At 63.7% G+C, this 14,499-nt stretch carries 18 protein-coding genes; 8 read left to right on the top strand and 10 right to left on the bottom strand.

Features of this window, described 5'->3' with window-relative positions:
- Positions 1-16: 16 nt before the first annotated feature.
- From ABVV53_RS17075 to ABVV53_RS17065, 3 genes are all read right to left on the bottom strand, one after another.
- Positions 17-1,201: an efflux RND transporter periplasmic adaptor subunit gene (locus ABVV53_RS17075; RefSeq protein WP_353985637.1), complete on the bottom strand. Its 1,185-nt coding sequence runs from the start codon at positions 1,199-1,201 to the stop codon at positions 17-19.
- A 321-nt stretch (positions 1,202-1,522) separates the two neighbouring features.
- Entirely contained in the window at positions 1,523-1,822 is a 300-nt protein-coding gene (gene sciP / locus ABVV53_RS17070; RefSeq protein WP_353985636.1) for a CtrA inhibitor SciP, read from the bottom strand.
- Entirely contained in the window at positions 1,819-2,145 is a 327-nt protein-coding gene (locus ABVV53_RS17065; protein ID WP_353985635.1) for a hypothetical protein, read from the bottom strand. The genes sciP and ABVV53_RS17065 overlap by 4 nt, the downstream gene beginning before the upstream one ends.
- Before the next feature lie 130 nt (positions 2,146-2,275).
- On the opposite strand from ABVV53_RS17065, the gene mnmA reads away from it, so the two are divergent.
- The gene (gene mnmA / locus ABVV53_RS17060) at positions 2,276-3,427 is read left to right on the top strand and encodes a tRNA 2-thiouridine(34) synthase MnmA (protein ID WP_353985634.1); all 1,152 of its coding nucleotides are present in this window, start codon (positions 2,276-2,278) and stop codon (positions 3,425-3,427) included.
- A 9-nt stretch (positions 3,428-3,436) separates the two neighbouring features.
- On the opposite strand, the gene ABVV53_RS17055 is transcribed toward mnmA, so the two are convergent.
- On the bottom strand, positions 3,437-3,793 hold the full coding sequence (locus ABVV53_RS17055) for a hypothetical protein (protein WP_353985633.1): 357 nt from the start codon (positions 3,791-3,793) through the stop codon (positions 3,437-3,439).
- Positions 3,794-3,823: 30 nt separating this feature from the next.
- On the opposite strand from ABVV53_RS17055, the gene ABVV53_RS17050 reads away from it, so the two are divergent.
- Positions 3,824-4,945 (top strand): serine hydrolase domain-containing protein, encoded by a 1,122-nt coding sequence (locus ABVV53_RS17050; RefSeq protein ID WP_353985632.1) that lies wholly within the window; start codon positions 3,824-3,826, stop codon positions 4,943-4,945.
- A gap of 7 nt (positions 4,946-4,952) precedes the next feature.
- Here ABVV53_RS17050 and ABVV53_RS17045 read toward each other — a convergent pair whose 3' ends face one another.
- On the bottom strand, positions 4,953-5,747 hold the full coding sequence (locus ABVV53_RS17045; RefSeq protein WP_353985631.1) for a PhzF family phenazine biosynthesis protein: 795 nt from the start codon (positions 5,745-5,747) through the stop codon (positions 4,953-4,955).
- Between the two features lie 227 nt (positions 5,748-5,974).
- On the opposite strand from ABVV53_RS17045, the gene ABVV53_RS17040 reads away from it, so the two are divergent.
- A complete protein-coding gene (locus ABVV53_RS17040; RefSeq protein ID WP_353985630.1) occupies positions 5,975-6,709 on the top strand; it encodes a hypothetical protein in 735 nt (244 codons plus the stop codon).
- A gap of 32 nt (positions 6,710-6,741) precedes the next feature.
- On the opposite strand, the gene ABVV53_RS17035 is transcribed toward ABVV53_RS17040, so the two are convergent.
- Positions 6,742-7,737 (bottom strand): YihY/virulence factor BrkB family protein, encoded by a 996-nt coding sequence (locus ABVV53_RS17035; RefSeq protein WP_353985629.1) that lies wholly within the window; start codon positions 7,735-7,737, stop codon positions 6,742-6,744.
- Positions 7,738-8,038: 301 nt separating this feature from the next.
- Between ABVV53_RS17035 and ABVV53_RS17030 the strand changes: the two genes are divergently transcribed.
- Together ABVV53_RS17030 and ABVV53_RS17025 are read left to right on the top strand one after the other, a co-directional pair.
- The gene (locus ABVV53_RS17030) at positions 8,039-8,452 is read left to right on the top strand and encodes a hypothetical protein (protein ID WP_353985628.1); all 414 of its coding nucleotides are present in this window, start codon (positions 8,039-8,041) and stop codon (positions 8,450-8,452) included.
- Positions 8,453-8,472: 20 nt separating this feature from the next.
- Positions 8,473-9,549: an extracellular catalytic domain type 1 short-chain-length polyhydroxyalkanoate depolymerase gene (locus ABVV53_RS17025; RefSeq protein ID WP_353985627.1), complete on the top strand. Its 1,077-nt coding sequence runs from the start codon at positions 8,473-8,475 to the stop codon at positions 9,547-9,549.
- A 23-nt stretch (positions 9,550-9,572) separates the two neighbouring features.
- On the opposite strand, the gene ABVV53_RS17020 is transcribed toward ABVV53_RS17025, so the two are convergent.
- From ABVV53_RS17020 to ABVV53_RS17005, 4 genes are all read right to left on the bottom strand, one after another.
- The gene (locus ABVV53_RS17020; RefSeq protein WP_353985626.1) at positions 9,573-10,064 is read right to left on the bottom strand and encodes a nuclear transport factor 2 family protein; all 492 of its coding nucleotides are present in this window, start codon (positions 10,062-10,064) and stop codon (positions 9,573-9,575) included.
- 26 nt (positions 10,065-10,090) lie between these two features.
- Positions 10,091-10,525, bottom strand: a complete 435-nt coding sequence (locus tag ABVV53_RS17015) for a hypothetical protein (protein WP_353985625.1) — start codon at positions 10,523-10,525, stop codon at positions 10,091-10,093.
- Positions 10,526-10,571: 46 nt separating this feature from the next.
- Positions 10,572-11,324 (bottom strand): SDR family NAD(P)-dependent oxidoreductase, encoded by a 753-nt coding sequence (locus tag ABVV53_RS17010; RefSeq protein WP_353985624.1) that lies wholly within the window; start codon positions 11,322-11,324, stop codon positions 10,572-10,574.
- A 69-nt stretch (positions 11,325-11,393) separates the two neighbouring features.
- Positions 11,394-12,059 (bottom strand): carboxymuconolactone decarboxylase family protein, encoded by a 666-nt coding sequence (locus tag ABVV53_RS17005; RefSeq protein WP_353985623.1) that lies wholly within the window; start codon positions 12,057-12,059, stop codon positions 11,394-11,396.
- 186 nt (positions 12,060-12,245) lie between these two features.
- On the opposite strand from ABVV53_RS17005, the gene ABVV53_RS17000 reads away from it, so the two are divergent.
- The 3 genes from ABVV53_RS17000 to ABVV53_RS16990 are packed head-to-tail and all read left to right on the top strand — an operon-like array spanning position 12,246 to position 14,471.
- A complete protein-coding gene (locus ABVV53_RS17000; RefSeq protein ID WP_353985622.1) occupies positions 12,246-12,857 on the top strand; it encodes a TetR/AcrR family transcriptional regulator in 612 nt (203 codons plus the stop codon).
- A 51-nt stretch (positions 12,858-12,908) separates the two neighbouring features.
- Complete coding sequence (locus ABVV53_RS16995; protein WP_353985621.1) at positions 12,909-13,952, top strand: NAD(P)H-dependent amine dehydrogenase family protein; 1,044 nt, start codon at positions 12,909-12,911, stop codon at positions 13,950-13,952.
- A gap of 33 nt (positions 13,953-13,985) precedes the next feature.
- A complete protein-coding gene (locus ABVV53_RS16990; protein WP_353985620.1) occupies positions 13,986-14,471 on the top strand; it encodes a nuclear transport factor 2 family protein in 486 nt (161 codons plus the stop codon).
- Positions 14,472-14,499: the final 28 nt, after the last annotated feature.

Genomic DNA, 14,499 nt, shown 5'->3' with positions numbered 1-14,499 from the left:
AGTATTTGTCTTTCGCTCAGCCACCCTGCTCGGCGCGGCGAGTTTTCACCACGTCGCCGGGGTTCAAGAATCCGCCCGCACGCAGCACGACTTGCTCGGTGCCGCTCAGGCCCTCTGTGATGGCAATACCTTCAGCGGTGACGAGTCCGGTGGTCACGGCACGACGCTCAACACGTCCGTCTTTGTTGACGATGTAGACGAAGGAGCCCTTCTCGTCGGTCATGATCGCGGACTCCGGCAGCCGCGGCGCCACCAAAGTGCCCGAGGCGATCCGCGCAGTGGCAAAGCCGCCGGGACGGAGGCCCGGCGCGTAGGGAAGGGCGATGCGTGCCTCTCCCTGGCGGTCCTGCTCGTTCACGATGGGCGATAATTGCCAGACCTGTCCTTCGAACGTCCGGTCGGAACCGACCGGCATCACTTCGGCAGGGACGCCGACGGACAACTTCGCGAGATCGGCTTCGCTGAGGCGGGCTGCCAGTTCCATCTCGCCGCCTTTGGCGATGCGGAACAGAACGCCGCTTCCGCCGCCTACGACCTGGCCCGGCTCGACATCGCGCGACAGGACAAGTCCGCCCTCAGGCGCTATGATGTTGAGGCGGTTGTTGCGGGCGCGCGCTTCACCGAGCTGTGCGCGAGCGACTTCGACGCGTGCCCTGGCCGCGTCGCGCTCAGCCGTCAGCCGGTCAATATCGGCTCTCGAGATGAAGCCGCGCTCCACCAGCTTGAGAGCGCGATCAAGGTTGGCCTGGGCAAGGCGTGCGTCCGCCTCCGCGACATTCACTTGTGCTGCCAAGCTGGCAGCCTGCTGAGTTTGCACGGAGCGATCGACGACGGCAAGCGTCTGGCCTTCCTTGACCCAGTCCCCCGCATCGACAAGAACGCTTGCGACTTGGCCGCCTTCACCGACGGAGCCCACCGGGATTTCGCGCCGCGCGGAGATCGTGCCGTTGCCGGTGATCTCGCCCGAGATGGTCGTCCTTCCTGGGCTTGCGACGGTGACTACGGGAACTTGGGTAGCGGCTTCGGTGGCGAGCGTATCCTCTCCACCCGAATGCATGAAGAACCAGAGTGCAACCATCGCGACGACAACGAGGCCGACGATCAGCAGGACACGGCGCCGCGACCGCGCGTCTTGCACGCCGTCCGCGTCGAGCGAATGATCAGTATTGCTCGTTGTCTCGATCTTGGCGTCGTAATTCATCCGCTGCCACCTGCACGACGCCGGCTCGAAGCAGAACATCGCAAAGCCAGTGCGACGAGACGCCGCATTGCTTGCGATCACCGCCCTCACCGGAAAAAATAACCAGTGCGTGCCATATACCCGGCGCAGGCGAGTGGCAAACGCCATCTCGCCGGTGAATGCTCGATATCGGTCTGCAGGCTTGAGCGTGCTCTTTCAGCCACGGCCAGCGCGAGGGTCAGCCGGCGGTGGTCCGGCGCGGATGGGGAGCGGGAGAGCGGCGTCTGCCGCGCCTCCGCCTCCCATTTCAGCTTTTAAGGCACAGGTTGCGCGGCACCCGGATCAATACTTCTGCTGGCGTTCGTAAAGGTCGCGGTAATGCTGGATGCGTGTGACCCGCAGCCCCTGCATACCGGAGCGATCCACCGCGCGCTGCCACGAGGCAAATTCCTCGAGCGTGAGTTGATAACGCTCGCAAACATCGTCGATCGACAGCAGCCCTCCGTTGACGGCTGCGACGACTTCCGCCTTGCGGCGCACCACCCACCGCCGGGTCGAGGGCGCGGGGAGGGAATCCAGAGTTAGCGGCTCACCAAGCGGACCAATGACCTGGGCCGGACGGATCTTCTGATTTTCGATCATATGTACCCTCGTCCACCGGAAATCGTACGGCCGGCGGCCTGCGAGGTTGTGGCCTCACTTGACTTGCAATTGCCTAAATCGGTTGGGTTAACAGATCCTTTGGATTTTGAGTGAGCTGCGACGAGTGGTGCAGCAGAACCGGCGAAGCTGCCTTGACCTATGGACGAAACGGGCTGCATTTCTTTTGCCAGAGAAACACTTGCCTCACGCGAGGCGATCATGCGGCTCAGGAGTTCGAGCCAGCTGGGGTGGCCGGTCAGCTGCACTTTTGCGCGCTGGAATTGCCCAGTCGCTGTATTTTCGAGATCAAACAGCATGTCCATGGGCGGGTGCTACCATCCCTATGGTCAAGGCGAGGTAAAGGCGGCCTTTACCGCTTGTTCAGCTTGGTTAACCGGGCGCCGGATTCCGCACGACGTGGCCAGAGGGGCCTTGATCCGCTATGAGGTGACGATGGATCTCATAAGCAACATTGCTGGAGTGAACCCCGCCGAGTTGTTTCAGCTTCCCGGCTCAATCAGCGCACGACGGATCGTCGTGGCGATGTCAGGCGGGGTCGACAGCTCGGTCGTTGCGGCTTTGGCGGCGGCGAGCGGGGCGGAAACGATTGGCGTTACTCTTCAGCTTTATGACTACGGCGCGGCAACTGGCCGCAAGGGGGCCTGCTGCGCGGGTGACGACATCCGCGATGCGCGCGCTGTCGCCGACCGGCTCGGCATTGCTCACTACGTCTTCGATCACGAGAGCGCCTTCCGCGAAGAGGTGGTCGACCGTTTTGCCGACGATTATCTCGCCGGCCGCACGCCGATCCCGTGCATCCGATGCAACATGGGACCCAAGTTCACGGACTTGTTCGCCATGGCGCGCGATCTGGGCGCAGACTGCCTCGCGACCGGGCACTATGTCCGTCGCTTCGAAGGCGCCGCCGGGCCGGAACTGCACCGCGCCGCCGATCCCGCTCGTGACCAGAGCTACTTCCTTTACGCTACCACCGAGGCGCAGCTGGATTTCCTGCGGTTTCCCCTCGGCGGCTTGCCCAAAAGCGAAACCCGCCGTTTGGCAGAAGCCGCGGGGCTCCGGGTCGCCGCCAAGCCCGACAGTCAGGACATCTGCTTCGTGCCGGACGGTGACTACGCCAGGGTGGTCCGACAGATCCGTCCAGAGGCCGATGCCCAGGGAGAGATCGTCCATGCTGAGAGCGGGGCGGTGCTTGGCCATCACCGAGGCATCATCCACTACACGGTCGGTCAGCGTCGCGGACTTGAAATCGGCGGCCAGCCAGAGCCGCTCTACGTCGTCGGGATCGCAGCGGAAGACCGCCGGGTGCTGGTGGGGCCCCGGCGGATGCTCGGCGTCAGCGCTGCCAGGATTGTCGAAACCAACCGCATCGGCCCCATACCGGATCAGCCGCTGATGGCTAAGGTGCGATCGCTGGCAAAGCCAGTGCCTGTTACTCTCGAGGGGCCGCTCGGCGATGGTGCCGAGGCGACAATCCGCTTCTCCGACCCGGAGTACGGCGTCGCTCCCGGGCAGGCAGCAGTGATTTACGCCGGGGAGCGTGTCCTTGGTGGCGGCTGGATCGCGAGCACTACACCGGCTGGGTGAGTGTAGCGGTCAGTCGCGCCAGGGCTCCAGCATGCAGCCACTTTCGCGCGACCAACGCGCGGTCTGCGAAGCGACACCTGGCACACCGGCGGTGATGCTGTGAGTGGAAGGGTCTTCGTCAAACGTGACCCAGGGGCGGGTGATGCCTGGGTCGCCCTCGCAAGCTTGCAGGCTGCGACCAGCCGCAAACCGGCATAGGCAAGCGGTTTGCGCCGCATAGGCACTGCTTGTCAGCGCGGATTCCCGCATACGCGCCCAGAAATAGGCGACGGTGCCGAGAGCGAGAACCAGCACCAGAAGTGCGAGGTTGCGTCTCCAACGCAAAGGCTGGCGCTCTCCCGTCGCTGTCGTCTTGGCTGTTGCCATCGCCTCCCACCTCGCACATCACCCGCGCGCATGTCGCCGCGTTACCTGCCCCTTATCCTCGCACTTGCCTTGCTGCCACCCTTGGCCGCCTGTGACCGCCAGCCCGATGGCCCGCCCCCGCCCAGTGCGGAAGCGAAGGCCGCTATTCGGGACGACGGCGGGGCTCCCTCCGTGCCGCTCGGCCGCGCGATTGACGCGTTGTTCGATGAGGAGGCGGTTGGCCGCACGCAGGCGCTGCTCGTCATGAAGCGCGGCACCGTTGTCGTTGAGCGCTACGCTCCCGAGACTGGCGCAAAGACGTCGCTGCCGGGCTGGTCGATGGCGCAGTGCATCACGTCTCTCATGATCGGCCAGCTGGTTAGCGACGGGCGCCTGCGCATGGACGAGACAGCGCCTGTGCCGGACTGGCAGAGGCCGGGCGATCCGCGCGGCGAAATCACCCTGCGCCAACTTCTCCAGATGCGCTCAGGTCTGCGTCACGAGGAGAATGCCCAGTCCGAAAGCAAGTCTGACCGGATGCGCATGCTGTTCCTCGATGGTCGTGACGACATGGCCGCCTATGCCGAGGCTCAGCCGCTTGAAGCACCCGCGGGACGCCTGTTCGAGCCGTCCTCGGCGACCGGCGTCATCCTGGCCGATCTTGCATCGCGGGTGCTCACGGACAGCCGCGATCCTGATCTGCGCCACCGGGCCGTCGCCGACTATCTGCGCACGCGCGTTCTCGATCCTGTCGGCATGAAGAGCACGCGCGTGACGTTCGACCGGGCAGGCACTCTGGTCGGCTCCAGCATGATGCTCGCCCCCGCGCGCGACTGGGCGCAGCTGGGAGAGTTCTTGCGCCACAACGGCTCGGTCAAAGGCGCGCAGGTTCTGCCGCATCGTTGGGTGACATTCATGCGCACCGCTTCTCCGCGCAATCCGGCATATGGCGCTGGAGTGTGGCTCAACGGAACGCCGCCCGAGGGCGTGGCACCGCTTTGGCCGGGGCAGCCTCGAAAGGATTTGTTCGCATGCCGGGGCGAACACGGGCAGTACGTGGTGGGATCACCCGGCCAGTTGCTCACTGTTGTCCGTCTCGGCCACAGCGCGCCTGAGCAGTACGGCGCGCTGCACGACAGGATGGGCGTATTGCTCGATCTGTTCCCCGGCTAAGGACCAATCAGAAGGCGAAGCGGCCTTCCACCACCGTGACGCAGGGGCCGCCCAACCACGCCACATCCGCGGCAAGCCGGCAAGAGAGCTGACCGCCACGCGTGGACGCCTGAAATGCAGTCAGCGTGTCTTTGCCGAGCTTATTGCTCCAGAACCAGGTCAGCGCCGCGTGCGCTGAGCCAGTCACGCTGTCCTCATCAACACCGCCGTCGGGTACGAATACGCGGCTGACCACGTCCGTTCCGCTCCCACGGGCAGTGACGATGAACTGATCGTCTCCAAGCGCTTCCAGTCCACGCAGGTCCGGCACCAGCGCGCGCACGCTGTTTTCGTCGGAATACAGGAAAATGTTGTAGCCGAGTGGCGAGCGCCAGACTTCCAGCGGCTCAGCACCCACAAGAGCGACGGCTTCGGGAAACCTGCCCGGCGTCGTTGGGATCGCCGGCAGCCCCACCTCAAGAGCGTCTCCTGCACGGCGCACGGTAAGGATACCGGCCTTGCGAGTGCGGAAGGTGACCGCATCGGCTTGCGGCGCGAGGCCGAGCAACACATGCCCTGACGCCAGCGTCGCGTGTCCACAGAGGCGAATCTCGCACTTGGGCGTGAACCACCGCAGTTCGCAGTCAGCCGTCCCGCTGGTGTCGCGCACGAGAAAGGCTGTCTCCGCGAAGTTGTTTTCCTCACCGATGGCTTTCAGCACGGCGTCGTCGGGCCACTCCTCCAGCAGCATCACCGCAGCCTGATTGCCGGTGAAAGGCTGGTCGGCGAAGGCGTCGACATGCCAATAGGGTACAGAAGGCATTGGCTGGGTCTTTCCTGTCGAGAGTAATCTACCGACGTTATGCGTCGAAATCGTGCCTGTGCGAAGGCGTCCCGCGCAGGCTGTCTAAGTGCCGTTGTTTGCCTCTTCCAGTGAACCAGACTCTCAACGCCGCGTTGGGGACCATGTGCCAAGAGCCTTGCTGCCCCCGGACAGCCGAGGTCCGGTGGTAGGGTGGTGCAGAAGGAGCACTCGAATTGAATCTGACTATGCTGATCATCCTGCTCACCATTGCGCTCTTCGTCCTGGTGCACGTCTTCGGCGCCAAGTTGACTGCGTTCACGAGAACTCCGCGGAGTATCTGGTTGTCCGGGGCGGGCGGGGTGTCAGTGGCCTATGTGTTCGTCCATCTGCTGCCGGAACTCGCCGAACATCAGGAATCGCTGACTGAACACACCCGTGACGCCGGGCTGCTTGGTGCGATCGAGACTCACGCATATCTTGTAGCCTTGCTGGGCCTGAGCCTGTTCTACGGCATCGAACGGTTCGCCAGATTGAAGAGCCGGGGCAGAGATGCCGATGGCGGCGCAAGTACGCCGCTAGGCGTCTTCTGGCTGCATCTTGGCGCCTTTGCCATTTACAATGTGCTGATCGGCTATCTGCTGGTGCACCGCGAAGAACCGGACCTGCGCGGTCTCATCATCTATGCCATCGCGATGGGGCTGCACTTCGTGGTGAACGACCAAGGCCTTCGGGAACAGCATGGTCAGGTGTACCATCGCTACGGCCGCTGGGTGCTCGCGGTGGCACCGGTTCTTGGACTGGCGGTCGGCCTGGCTACGCAGATTTCCAATCTTCTGCTCAGCGCCTTGTTCGCCTTTCTGACGGGCGGCATCATTCTGAACGTGCTGAAGGAAGAGCTCCCGGAAGAGCGCAAGAGCCGGTTCTCCGCTTTTGCGGCGGGCGCGGCTGCGTTCGCCGGTCTTCTGCTGATGACGGGCTAAGCAGCGCCTTCGATCCCCTGCAACGCTAGCTGTCAGCCATGTTCGCCCGCCCCGGCGACGTGGTCGGCGGACCATGCGCCGCGGTTGCCCATCGACCGTTCAGGGCCGGTCGTGGTATCGCGGCGGGTCTGGTGCTCCAGCTCGGAGTTCAGCTCGGCCCCGAACACGAGAAGGTAGCTCGACAAGAACAGCCAGGTCAGCAGGATCACCACCGCGGCCAGTGAGCCGTAGGTGGCGCTGTAGTTCCCGAAGTTCGCAACGTAGGCCCCAAAGCCCAGCGTCAGCGCAACCCAGCTCACTGCGAACAGCACCGATCCCACCGACAGCCACTCCCAACGGGCATCGTCGCGCGCGGGGCCAAATCGGTAAAGCAATGCCGCCGCGCCCGCTGCGAGCCCTGCCAGCGCGATATAGGATAAGATCCTGGAGCCGAGCGCGAGGACCGGGGAGGCGGGCAGGAGCGCTTCGACCTGGGTCATCACCGCGACTGCGAGCAGGGCCAGCACGGCCATGACGACGGCAGCGGCAGTGATCGTCAATGCCAGCAGGTTCACCTTGATGAAGCCGCGGCTCTCTTCCTCCTCGTAAGCGATGTTCAGCGCCGTCACGATGGCGGCAGCGCCGTTTCGCGCGCTGAAGATGGCGAGTGCGAGAGCGACCAGAACGCCCAGGCCTTTCTTTTCGCTGGACGTCTGGACGACCCCCAGCAGTTGCTCTCCGATGAGTTGCGCCACGTCCTTGGGCATGATGTCCATCATCGCGCTCATGTTGCGCGTGACGGTCTGGGGATCGGCCAGGAGGCCATAGCTCAGCACGATGGCTCCCATCAGCGGCAACAGAGCGAGGAATCCGTAGAATGACACGCCCGCTGCCACGAGCCCGACGTTATCCTTGGATGCCTCCTTGGCCGTGCGGACTGCCACGTCTTTCCAGCCGGCGAACGGCATTTTCCAAGGGGAGGTGGTGTTCCGGCCGCGTCCCGCAGTATCGGGTGCCTCGGTATGCCGCTGCTGCGTTGAACTGCCCACTACGATCTCCGCTTTCGTGGCGCCGGCGCGGCACCAGAGAATAAGAACCCGGCCGGACGGCACTCGTTCCGCTGACAGGGCCTGTGACCTCGGGCTTTGTGGCCGCCAGCCGGCCTAAAAAGGTCAGTTCAGAAGGATGTTTCCCCATCCAGGGCGTCCCTGCCGTGCGGTGGCTGGGCGTAACCTCCCGAACATAACCGAAGCGCGGCTTTCGGGCAGAGCCGAAATCCAGCTTCACGCGCTTGAACCATTCGCGACCGCACCTAAATACCATCCACGTGGATGGTAATAAGATGGTGCTATGATGGGTGAGCGAGCACTGAAGGCGAAACCGGATAGCGAGAAGATCACCATCAATCTGGGCTACGTGGATCTCGGCCATATCGACCTGCTGGTGCAGGACGGCTTCTACTCGAACCGCACAGACTTCATCCGCACCGCCATACGAAACCAGTTGGAGCGCCACCGCGCCACGGCTGAGAAGTCGGTGGTGCGCAAACGCCTGGATCTCGGCATCAGCCACTTCTCGCGTGAGCAGCTTGAGGCGGTGCGCGATGCAGGGGAAACACTGGAGATCCGCGTTCTGGGCCTCGCTGTGATCTCGGCAGATGTCACACCCGAACTCGCCCGCGAGGCAATCGCATCCCTCACCGTCTTGGGTACGCTTCAGGCCAGTCCGGCTGTCAGAGCTGCTCTTGCCGACCGTATCTCGTGAAAATCAGCAAGGACAGCCGCATGGCACTTCACTCTTCAATGGCCGAGGCGCTTCGTCTCACTCGATCGGGCAACCTGGCGGAAGCGACTGCCCTGCTGCGCTCCGCACTGAGCGGGGGTGTCTCCGGCGCAGCGCCCCCCGCGCCCGGGAGAGGAGGGGAGACCATCTCCGGCCTTCTTCCTGAGCCAGCGCTGGCGCGCATGCGCGAATCTGTGGGTCGCGAACGCCCTGAGACGGTCGAGGCAAAGGGGACCTTCGATGAGCGCACGTATCGCGGCCGCGAAGGTGTCATGAGCTATCTGCTGTACCGGCCAGATCAGTTCCGACAGGGCATGCCGCTGATCGTTCTGCTGCACGGCTGCACGCAGTCTCCGGAGGACTTTGCCCGCGGCACCGGCATGAACCGCCTGGCAGAGGAACTTGGCTTCATGGTCGCATATCCCCGACAAACTCAGGCCGCCAATCCGCAGAAATGCTGGAACTGGTTCAAGCCGGCGGATCAGCAGCGCGACCGTGGCGAGCCGGCGCTGCTTGCTGCGATGACCCGCCAGGTGATTGCCGAGCACGCGGCCGACCCGGATCGCGTCTATGTCGCGGGCTTGTCCGCAGGAGGAGCCGCTGCCGCGATCATGGCCGCCGCATATCCGGACATCTACGCGGCCGTGGGCGTTCACTCAGGGCTGCCTTGTGGCGCCGCAAAAGACCTTCCGAGTGCGCTGGCCGCCATGAAAGGCGGTGGCAGAACATCGCGTGCTAAGGGCCGCAACGCTCGCTTCGTACCCGTGATCACGTTTCATGGAGACCGCGACGGGACCGTGGATCAGTCGAACAGCCGCGAGATCATTGCTGCCGCCACTGCTGCGGCAGGCGTACCTCTTCAGGTTCGCCGGGAGCAGGGCCGCAGCGGTACCGGGCGAAGCTATAGCCGCGAGATCAGCGTAGATCCGGCCGGCACGGTGCTGCTCGAGCACTGGAGCGTCAGCGGATCAGGGCATGCATGGTCTGGCGGAGATTCCTCCGGCTCTTATACCGATCCGAGCGGACCGGACGCTTCGCGCGAGATGGCACGCTTTTTCCTGGAGCGGAAACGCAGTTGAAGATCCGTAGAGGGCTTTCGCTGTCAGCCCCCTCCCACGCGGTGGTTCTCTCCGGATGTGTCGACCGCCAGCAGCGATGCGCCCGGTGAAGTCTCCGCGTGAGTGCGCTCGAGCTTGCGGTAGCTGAAGCGCCATTTCCCGTCGGCGCCCCTCACGTAGCGCTCATGGTAGAAGCCAAAGCCGCGCAGCCACTGCTTCTCTCCGTCACGCTGCCAGAAGAGGTTGTCTTCCATCGCCCACACGCCCGTTGCGTTGCTTCGGTTCTGGAACTCGATGACGGGTGTGTGGCAGTGGTGGACAGTGGTGACGTTGGCCATGAGGATCGCCAATGCGTCGGCTGCCGCCCTGCCGCCGACGATCGGCGTATCGCCGATCGACATAGCCACATAGTCGTCGCTGTGCAGCTCCGCGTAAGTGTCCCAGTCCTTCTGGTCGACGGCATGATCGCGCCGCCCCTTCAGGTCGTGGATTGCCTGAAGTTCGACCAGCCGCTCCAGACCGCTCATTTCGGTCATGGGGGGATTTTCAGACACGGCTGCCGTCACCGCTTCTCCAGTGGCATGATGTAGACGTCGAGGTGACGAAGCTTCCCGGCGTCGCTGAACTCGTAGATGGTCACCGTGTTCGAAACATCGGTCACGCCGTCGCTTGCGTTGCGCTCTTCCAGTTCAAGGATGACCCGGCCCGGTTCCTCCGTCACGTGGCGCAAGGTTCCCTCCCAGGTCGTGCCGGCCGCGTACTGCGAGACATAGTACTTGTACTTGGCCCAGTCGATGACCTCCGCCTGCGCGCCCAGGAAGATGCCCACGCGTTCGAAAGCCTCCGTGTCCACGATCTGCTCGATGCGCTGCCAGTCCGCATCCGACAAAGTGCCTCCCTTTGCCTTCTCGACGATCTCCGCGAACGCTTCGCTGTACTCGATAACCTTGCGAGTGAGGCCGGTGAACTCGCTGGATTTTGGCATTTCGTTAGCCATGTCTCTCTCTCCCGTTATAGTTGTGCAGCTCGCTTTTCCGGGCGCGTCAAAGCATGATCTGCCCGCCATCGGCGTTGATCGTCTGCCCCGTCACGTAGTGTCCATCGTCGCTTGCGAGGAACACGGCAATGGGCGCGATATCTTCATCGGGACGACCGAAGCGCCGCAGTGAAATTTCGTCGTAGTACTTCTGCGCCCGCTCCGGGTTCGCGTTGAGCGCCTTCTCCGCCGAAGGGCTGAGCGCGGCCGGATTGATCACGTTGACGCGGATGCCGAACTGGCCCCACTCACGCGCGGCAGACCGGGACAGGCCCCGGATGCCTTCCTTGTTCGCACCATAGATGCCGTCGCCCGGCTCGCCGTAGATTCCCTGGCGCGTGCCGAAGTTGATCACCGAACCGCCACGCTCGCGCAAGTGCGGGAACGCCGCCTGCATGTGATAGAGCGTACCGAACAGCCCGGATCCGAATGTCAACGCGATGGAATCGTCAGTGATGTCCTCGATCTTCGCCTGACGCGTAGCTTGCGCATTGTTGACGAGGATATCTACGCGGCCAAAGCGTTCGACGGCAGTGGCGATGGTGCGCTGGGCATCCTCGCGGCTCGCGACATCAGCCTGTACGCCCACCACTTGCGCGCCCTCGCTGGCGAGCCGCTGGGCGGCTTCCTCAATGGCGTCAGCACGCCTGCTGGAGATCACCACGGCTGCGCCGTCTCGCGCCATGCCCCGAGCGATCGCCAAGCCGATGCCTTGGCTGCCCCCGGTCACGACTGCGACTTTGCCCGTCAATCTGTTCATAGCAAATCCTTTCCAGAGGTGCGCCTTTGCGCTTCATTCGTAAAGCAAGCGCAGACGTCGGCCCGCGCGCTACGTGTTGGCCCAACCCTCTCCTTCGCCGGGCTTATAAGTGGCTTCGGGAGCCCGGCCGGACCGAGTCTTCAAGTCGAAGCCAATCGGATCGACGCCGTCTTCCAGTTGCACGCCGAACGCTGCGAAAGCCCAGCCGAGCATCACGTAGTGCCCCAGGGCGAAGATGAGATCCATCAACTGCTCGGTGCTGTAATGCTGCGCCAGGACTGACCATGTAGCGTCCGTCACGCGGGAGTTCTCCCACAGCTCGTCCACGCAGCGCAGGAGGGCTGCGTCCACTTCGCTCCACGAGCCGGCGTCCGGGCCAACGCCCACGTCCGCAACCTGCTCCAGCGTCATGCCGAGGTTAAGCGCGTAGCCGACATGGTAATGCCACTCGTATTGCGACTTCAGATGCCATGCGACGCGCAGCGTCACGAGTTCACGAGCCCACGATGGCGCGGTGTTGTCGATCAGCAAGTGTTTGCCGAAGCGGTTGAAGGCCATTGCCAGGGGCGGGTGATTCGCAAGGACCATCTGGCTGGTGGTCTGCGAGCCATTCTCCTCAGCGCCGGGCTCACCCCAGAAGGTGAAGACCTCGCGCGCTGCATCGGTCCACTTTTCTCGCGGCAACGGAGGGATCCGGACGGGCAGATCCTGGAGCGTCTGGGGGCTTTCCTTCACGGCTGACCATCTCTCCCTTCCCGTGCAGAACGTCAGCTGGAGGAACTCTCCAGGCGTTTGCATCTTCTTGGGCGAGTGCCTAACATCTGTTCAGCAGCCCTTGCAAGTGGGTACCAGGTCTTGCATGGAAAATCAGGCGCCTGCCCTAATTCGGGGCTGAGAGTGCGCGAGAGGGAGCGACAGGGCATGAGCCGGACTGCCATCTTGGATGCGGCAGAGGCCATCTTGCGGGACGAAGGCTACGCCGCGGTGAGCTCACGCAAGGTTGCGGCTGTCGCTGGTCTCAAGTCGAAGCTGGTGCACTACTACTTCAAGACCATGGACGAGTTGTTCCTGGCACTCCTGCACCGCGCGGAGCAGCGGCATTTCCAGGCGCTGTGCAAGGCCATCGCTTGCGAAGAACCACTTAAGGCGCTTTGGCAGCTGAGCATCGATCCTGATGTGCCACGATTGCACAAGGAGTTCGTGGCGCTCGCGACGCACCGCAACCAGCTTCGCCAGGAGATTGCGCGCGCTGCCGAGCGGACCCGGGACATATATGCCGCGGCTGCGGAGAAAGCGTTGCATACGGCCGGGCTCAGCAGCGAGACGTACCCGCCGGTTGCTGTAGGGATGCTGATGGACGGCATGGCCCGCGTCATGAGCGCGGACAAGATGCTGGGCTTGGACAGCGGGCATACAGAGGCCGTAGCGCTCGTCGAAAGCCTTCTGGCCCGCCTCGGGCCGCTCACCCGTGCTTCCGACAACGTTGCCGGAGCGGCGGCGCAGTCATCCGGACCGATCGTCACTCACGACTGAAGACCAGCGGGCACGGCGTGCCACACCATCGACATGGGGAGATTGAGCATCATGGCAGACAAGACTTACCGCGTCGTCCAATGGGCCACCGGCAAAGTCGGGGCAGCCGCGATACGCCATTTCGTCGAGAATCCAGCCTTCGTGCTGGCAGGCGTATTCGTCACCGATCCCGAGAAGGTCGGCAAGGATGCCGGGGCGCTTAGCGGCATTGCCGATGTCGGCGTTCTGGCGACAGACAACGTCGAGGCCATCCTCGCGACGGAGGCGGACTGCGTCCATTTCGCTCCGGCGCAGCAGGACATCGACATGGTGTGCCGTCTGCTCCGCTCAGGCAAGAACGTCGTGTCGCCGTTGGGTCCGTTCTTTCCGACTGAGCGTTCCGCCGCCGCATTCGCGCAAATCGAGGCGGCGTGCCGGGAAGGCGGCACCAGCTTTCATGGCTCCGGCATCCATCCTGGCTTCGCAGGTGACATCCTGCCGCTCACGCTGACCCGGATCATGGAGCGGATCGATCACATCCACGTCTACGAGGTGGTGGACCAGCTCGCCAACCAGTCCAACTATATCGATATCATGGGCTTCGGCCGCGCCTGTGAGGACTTGCTGGCCAATCCCAATCGCTCTGCGGACGCGCCGTACTTCTTCGCGGAATCGATGGAGCTGGTCGCGCAAACGCTGGGCAAACGCATCGAGAAGCTGACCACCAAGCTCGAGGTCGCCGCCGCGGATCACGACATCGCCCATTCTCGCGGTGTGGTGAAAGCCGGCACCGTCGCGGGACAGCACTATGAGTGGACTGGCTGGGTCGATGGGCGGCCCTTCATCAGCTACCACTTCTTCTGGCGCATGGGCGAGAGCGGCATGACGCCGCAGTGGGACTGTGGTCCCACCGGCTACCGCATCCTGGTCGAGGGCAACCCGCCGATGGAGTTGCGCATGCCCGAACCGGAGGCGATCCGCGGCGAGACCCGTTATATCAGCTTGTGGACGGCCATGGCGGGCGTGAACATGATCCCCGCCGTTTGCGACGCTGAACCCGGCATTGTGACCCATCGGGAGCTGGGGCTCGCATGCACCCAAGGTCAGGTGCGCTGATGTCTTCGGTCTGGATCAACGAGGAGGAGTGTAATGGACCTGGAGGAACGGCTGGCCGCGATCGAGACGCGGCTGCGCAGCGCAGAGGATCAGCTGGAGATCATCCGGCTGCTCAACACATACGGGCCCGCCGTTGACAGTGGCTCAGCCGAGGCGGCGGCAGACTTGTGGGTGGAGGACGGAATCTACGATGCCGGAGGGGTGACTCGCTTCACGCCCAAGGCGCTCATCAGCATGTATAACGACGCCGGTCACCAGGGGCTTGTCCACACCGGAGCATCGCACCTCACCGCGACACCGCGCATCGAGATCCACGGCGACGAGGCGGAAGCGGTCGCCTACTCGTTCGTGATCGTGCGCCGCGGTGAGGAGTGGTTCATCATGCGCGGCGCCATCAATTACTGGTCGCTCGTCCGCACGCCCAAGGGCTGGCGCATCAAGGAGCGCTTCAATCGGGTTTTGGACGGAACACCCGCCTCTCATGAGGTTATGCGCCGCGCCCTCTCCCAGGAGACCTGAGGAAGAGGGCGCGGTATTCCGGGCCGGA

It is taken from the genome of Novosphingobium kalidii (genome assembly GCF_040534015.1).
Taxonomy (GTDB): Bacteria; Pseudomonadota; Alphaproteobacteria; order Sphingomonadales; family Sphingomonadaceae; genus Novosphingobium; species Novosphingobium kalidii.
The sequence above is the reverse complement of the archived record's forward strand: the minus strand, read 5'-3'. Positions and strand labels throughout refer to the sequence as shown.

Bases quoted from the DNA above. Each gene is read 5' to 3' on its own strand.
- ABVV53_RS17075 (WP_353985637.1), bottom strand. From the start codon at position 1,201: ATGAATTACGACGCCAAGATCGAGACAACGAGCAATACTGATCATTCG.
- sciP (WP_353985636.1), bottom strand. From the start codon at position 1,822: ATGATCGAAAATCAGAAGATCCGTCCGGCCCAGGTCATTGGTCCGCTT.
- ABVV53_RS17065 (WP_353985635.1), bottom strand. From the start codon at position 2,145: ATGGACATGCTGTTTGATCTCGAAAATACAGCGACTGGGCAATTCCAG.
- mnmA (WP_353985634.1), top strand. From the start codon at position 2,276: ATGGATCTCATAAGCAACATTGCTGGAGTGAACCCCGCCGAGTTGTTT.
- ABVV53_RS17055 (WP_353985633.1), bottom strand. From the start codon at position 3,793: ATGGCAACAGCCAAGACGACAGCGACGGGAGAGCGCCAGCCTTTGCGT.
- ABVV53_RS17050 (WP_353985632.1), top strand. From the start codon at position 3,824: ATGTCGCCGCGTTACCTGCCCCTTATCCTCGCACTTGCCTTGCTGCCA.
- ABVV53_RS17045 (WP_353985631.1), bottom strand. From the start codon at position 5,747: ATGCCTTCTGTACCCTATTGGCATGTCGACGCCTTCGCCGACCAGCCT.
- ABVV53_RS17040 (WP_353985630.1), top strand. From the start codon at position 5,975: ATGCTGATCATCCTGCTCACCATTGCGCTCTTCGTCCTGGTGCACGTC.
- ABVV53_RS17030 (WP_353985628.1), top strand. From the start codon at position 8,039: ATGATGGGTGAGCGAGCACTGAAGGCGAAACCGGATAGCGAGAAGATC.
- ABVV53_RS17025 (WP_353985627.1), top strand. From the start codon at position 8,473: ATGGCACTTCACTCTTCAATGGCCGAGGCGCTTCGTCTCACTCGATCG.
- ABVV53_RS17020 (WP_353985626.1), bottom strand. From the start codon at position 10,064: ATGACCGAAATGAGCGGTCTGGAGCGGCTGGTCGAACTTCAGGCAATC.
- ABVV53_RS17015 (WP_353985625.1), bottom strand. From the start codon at position 10,525: ATGGCTAACGAAATGCCAAAATCCAGCGAGTTCACCGGCCTCACTCGC.
- ABVV53_RS17010 (WP_353985624.1), bottom strand. From the start codon at position 11,324: ATGAACAGATTGACGGGCAAAGTCGCAGTCGTGACCGGGGGCAGCCAA.
- ABVV53_RS17000 (WP_353985622.1), top strand. From the start codon at position 12,246: ATGAGCCGGACTGCCATCTTGGATGCGGCAGAGGCCATCTTGCGGGAC.
- ABVV53_RS16995 (WP_353985621.1), top strand. From the start codon at position 12,909: ATGGCAGACAAGACTTACCGCGTCGTCCAATGGGCCACCGGCAAAGTC.
- ABVV53_RS16990 (WP_353985620.1), top strand. From the start codon at position 13,986: ATGGACCTGGAGGAACGGCTGGCCGCGATCGAGACGCGGCTGCGCAGC.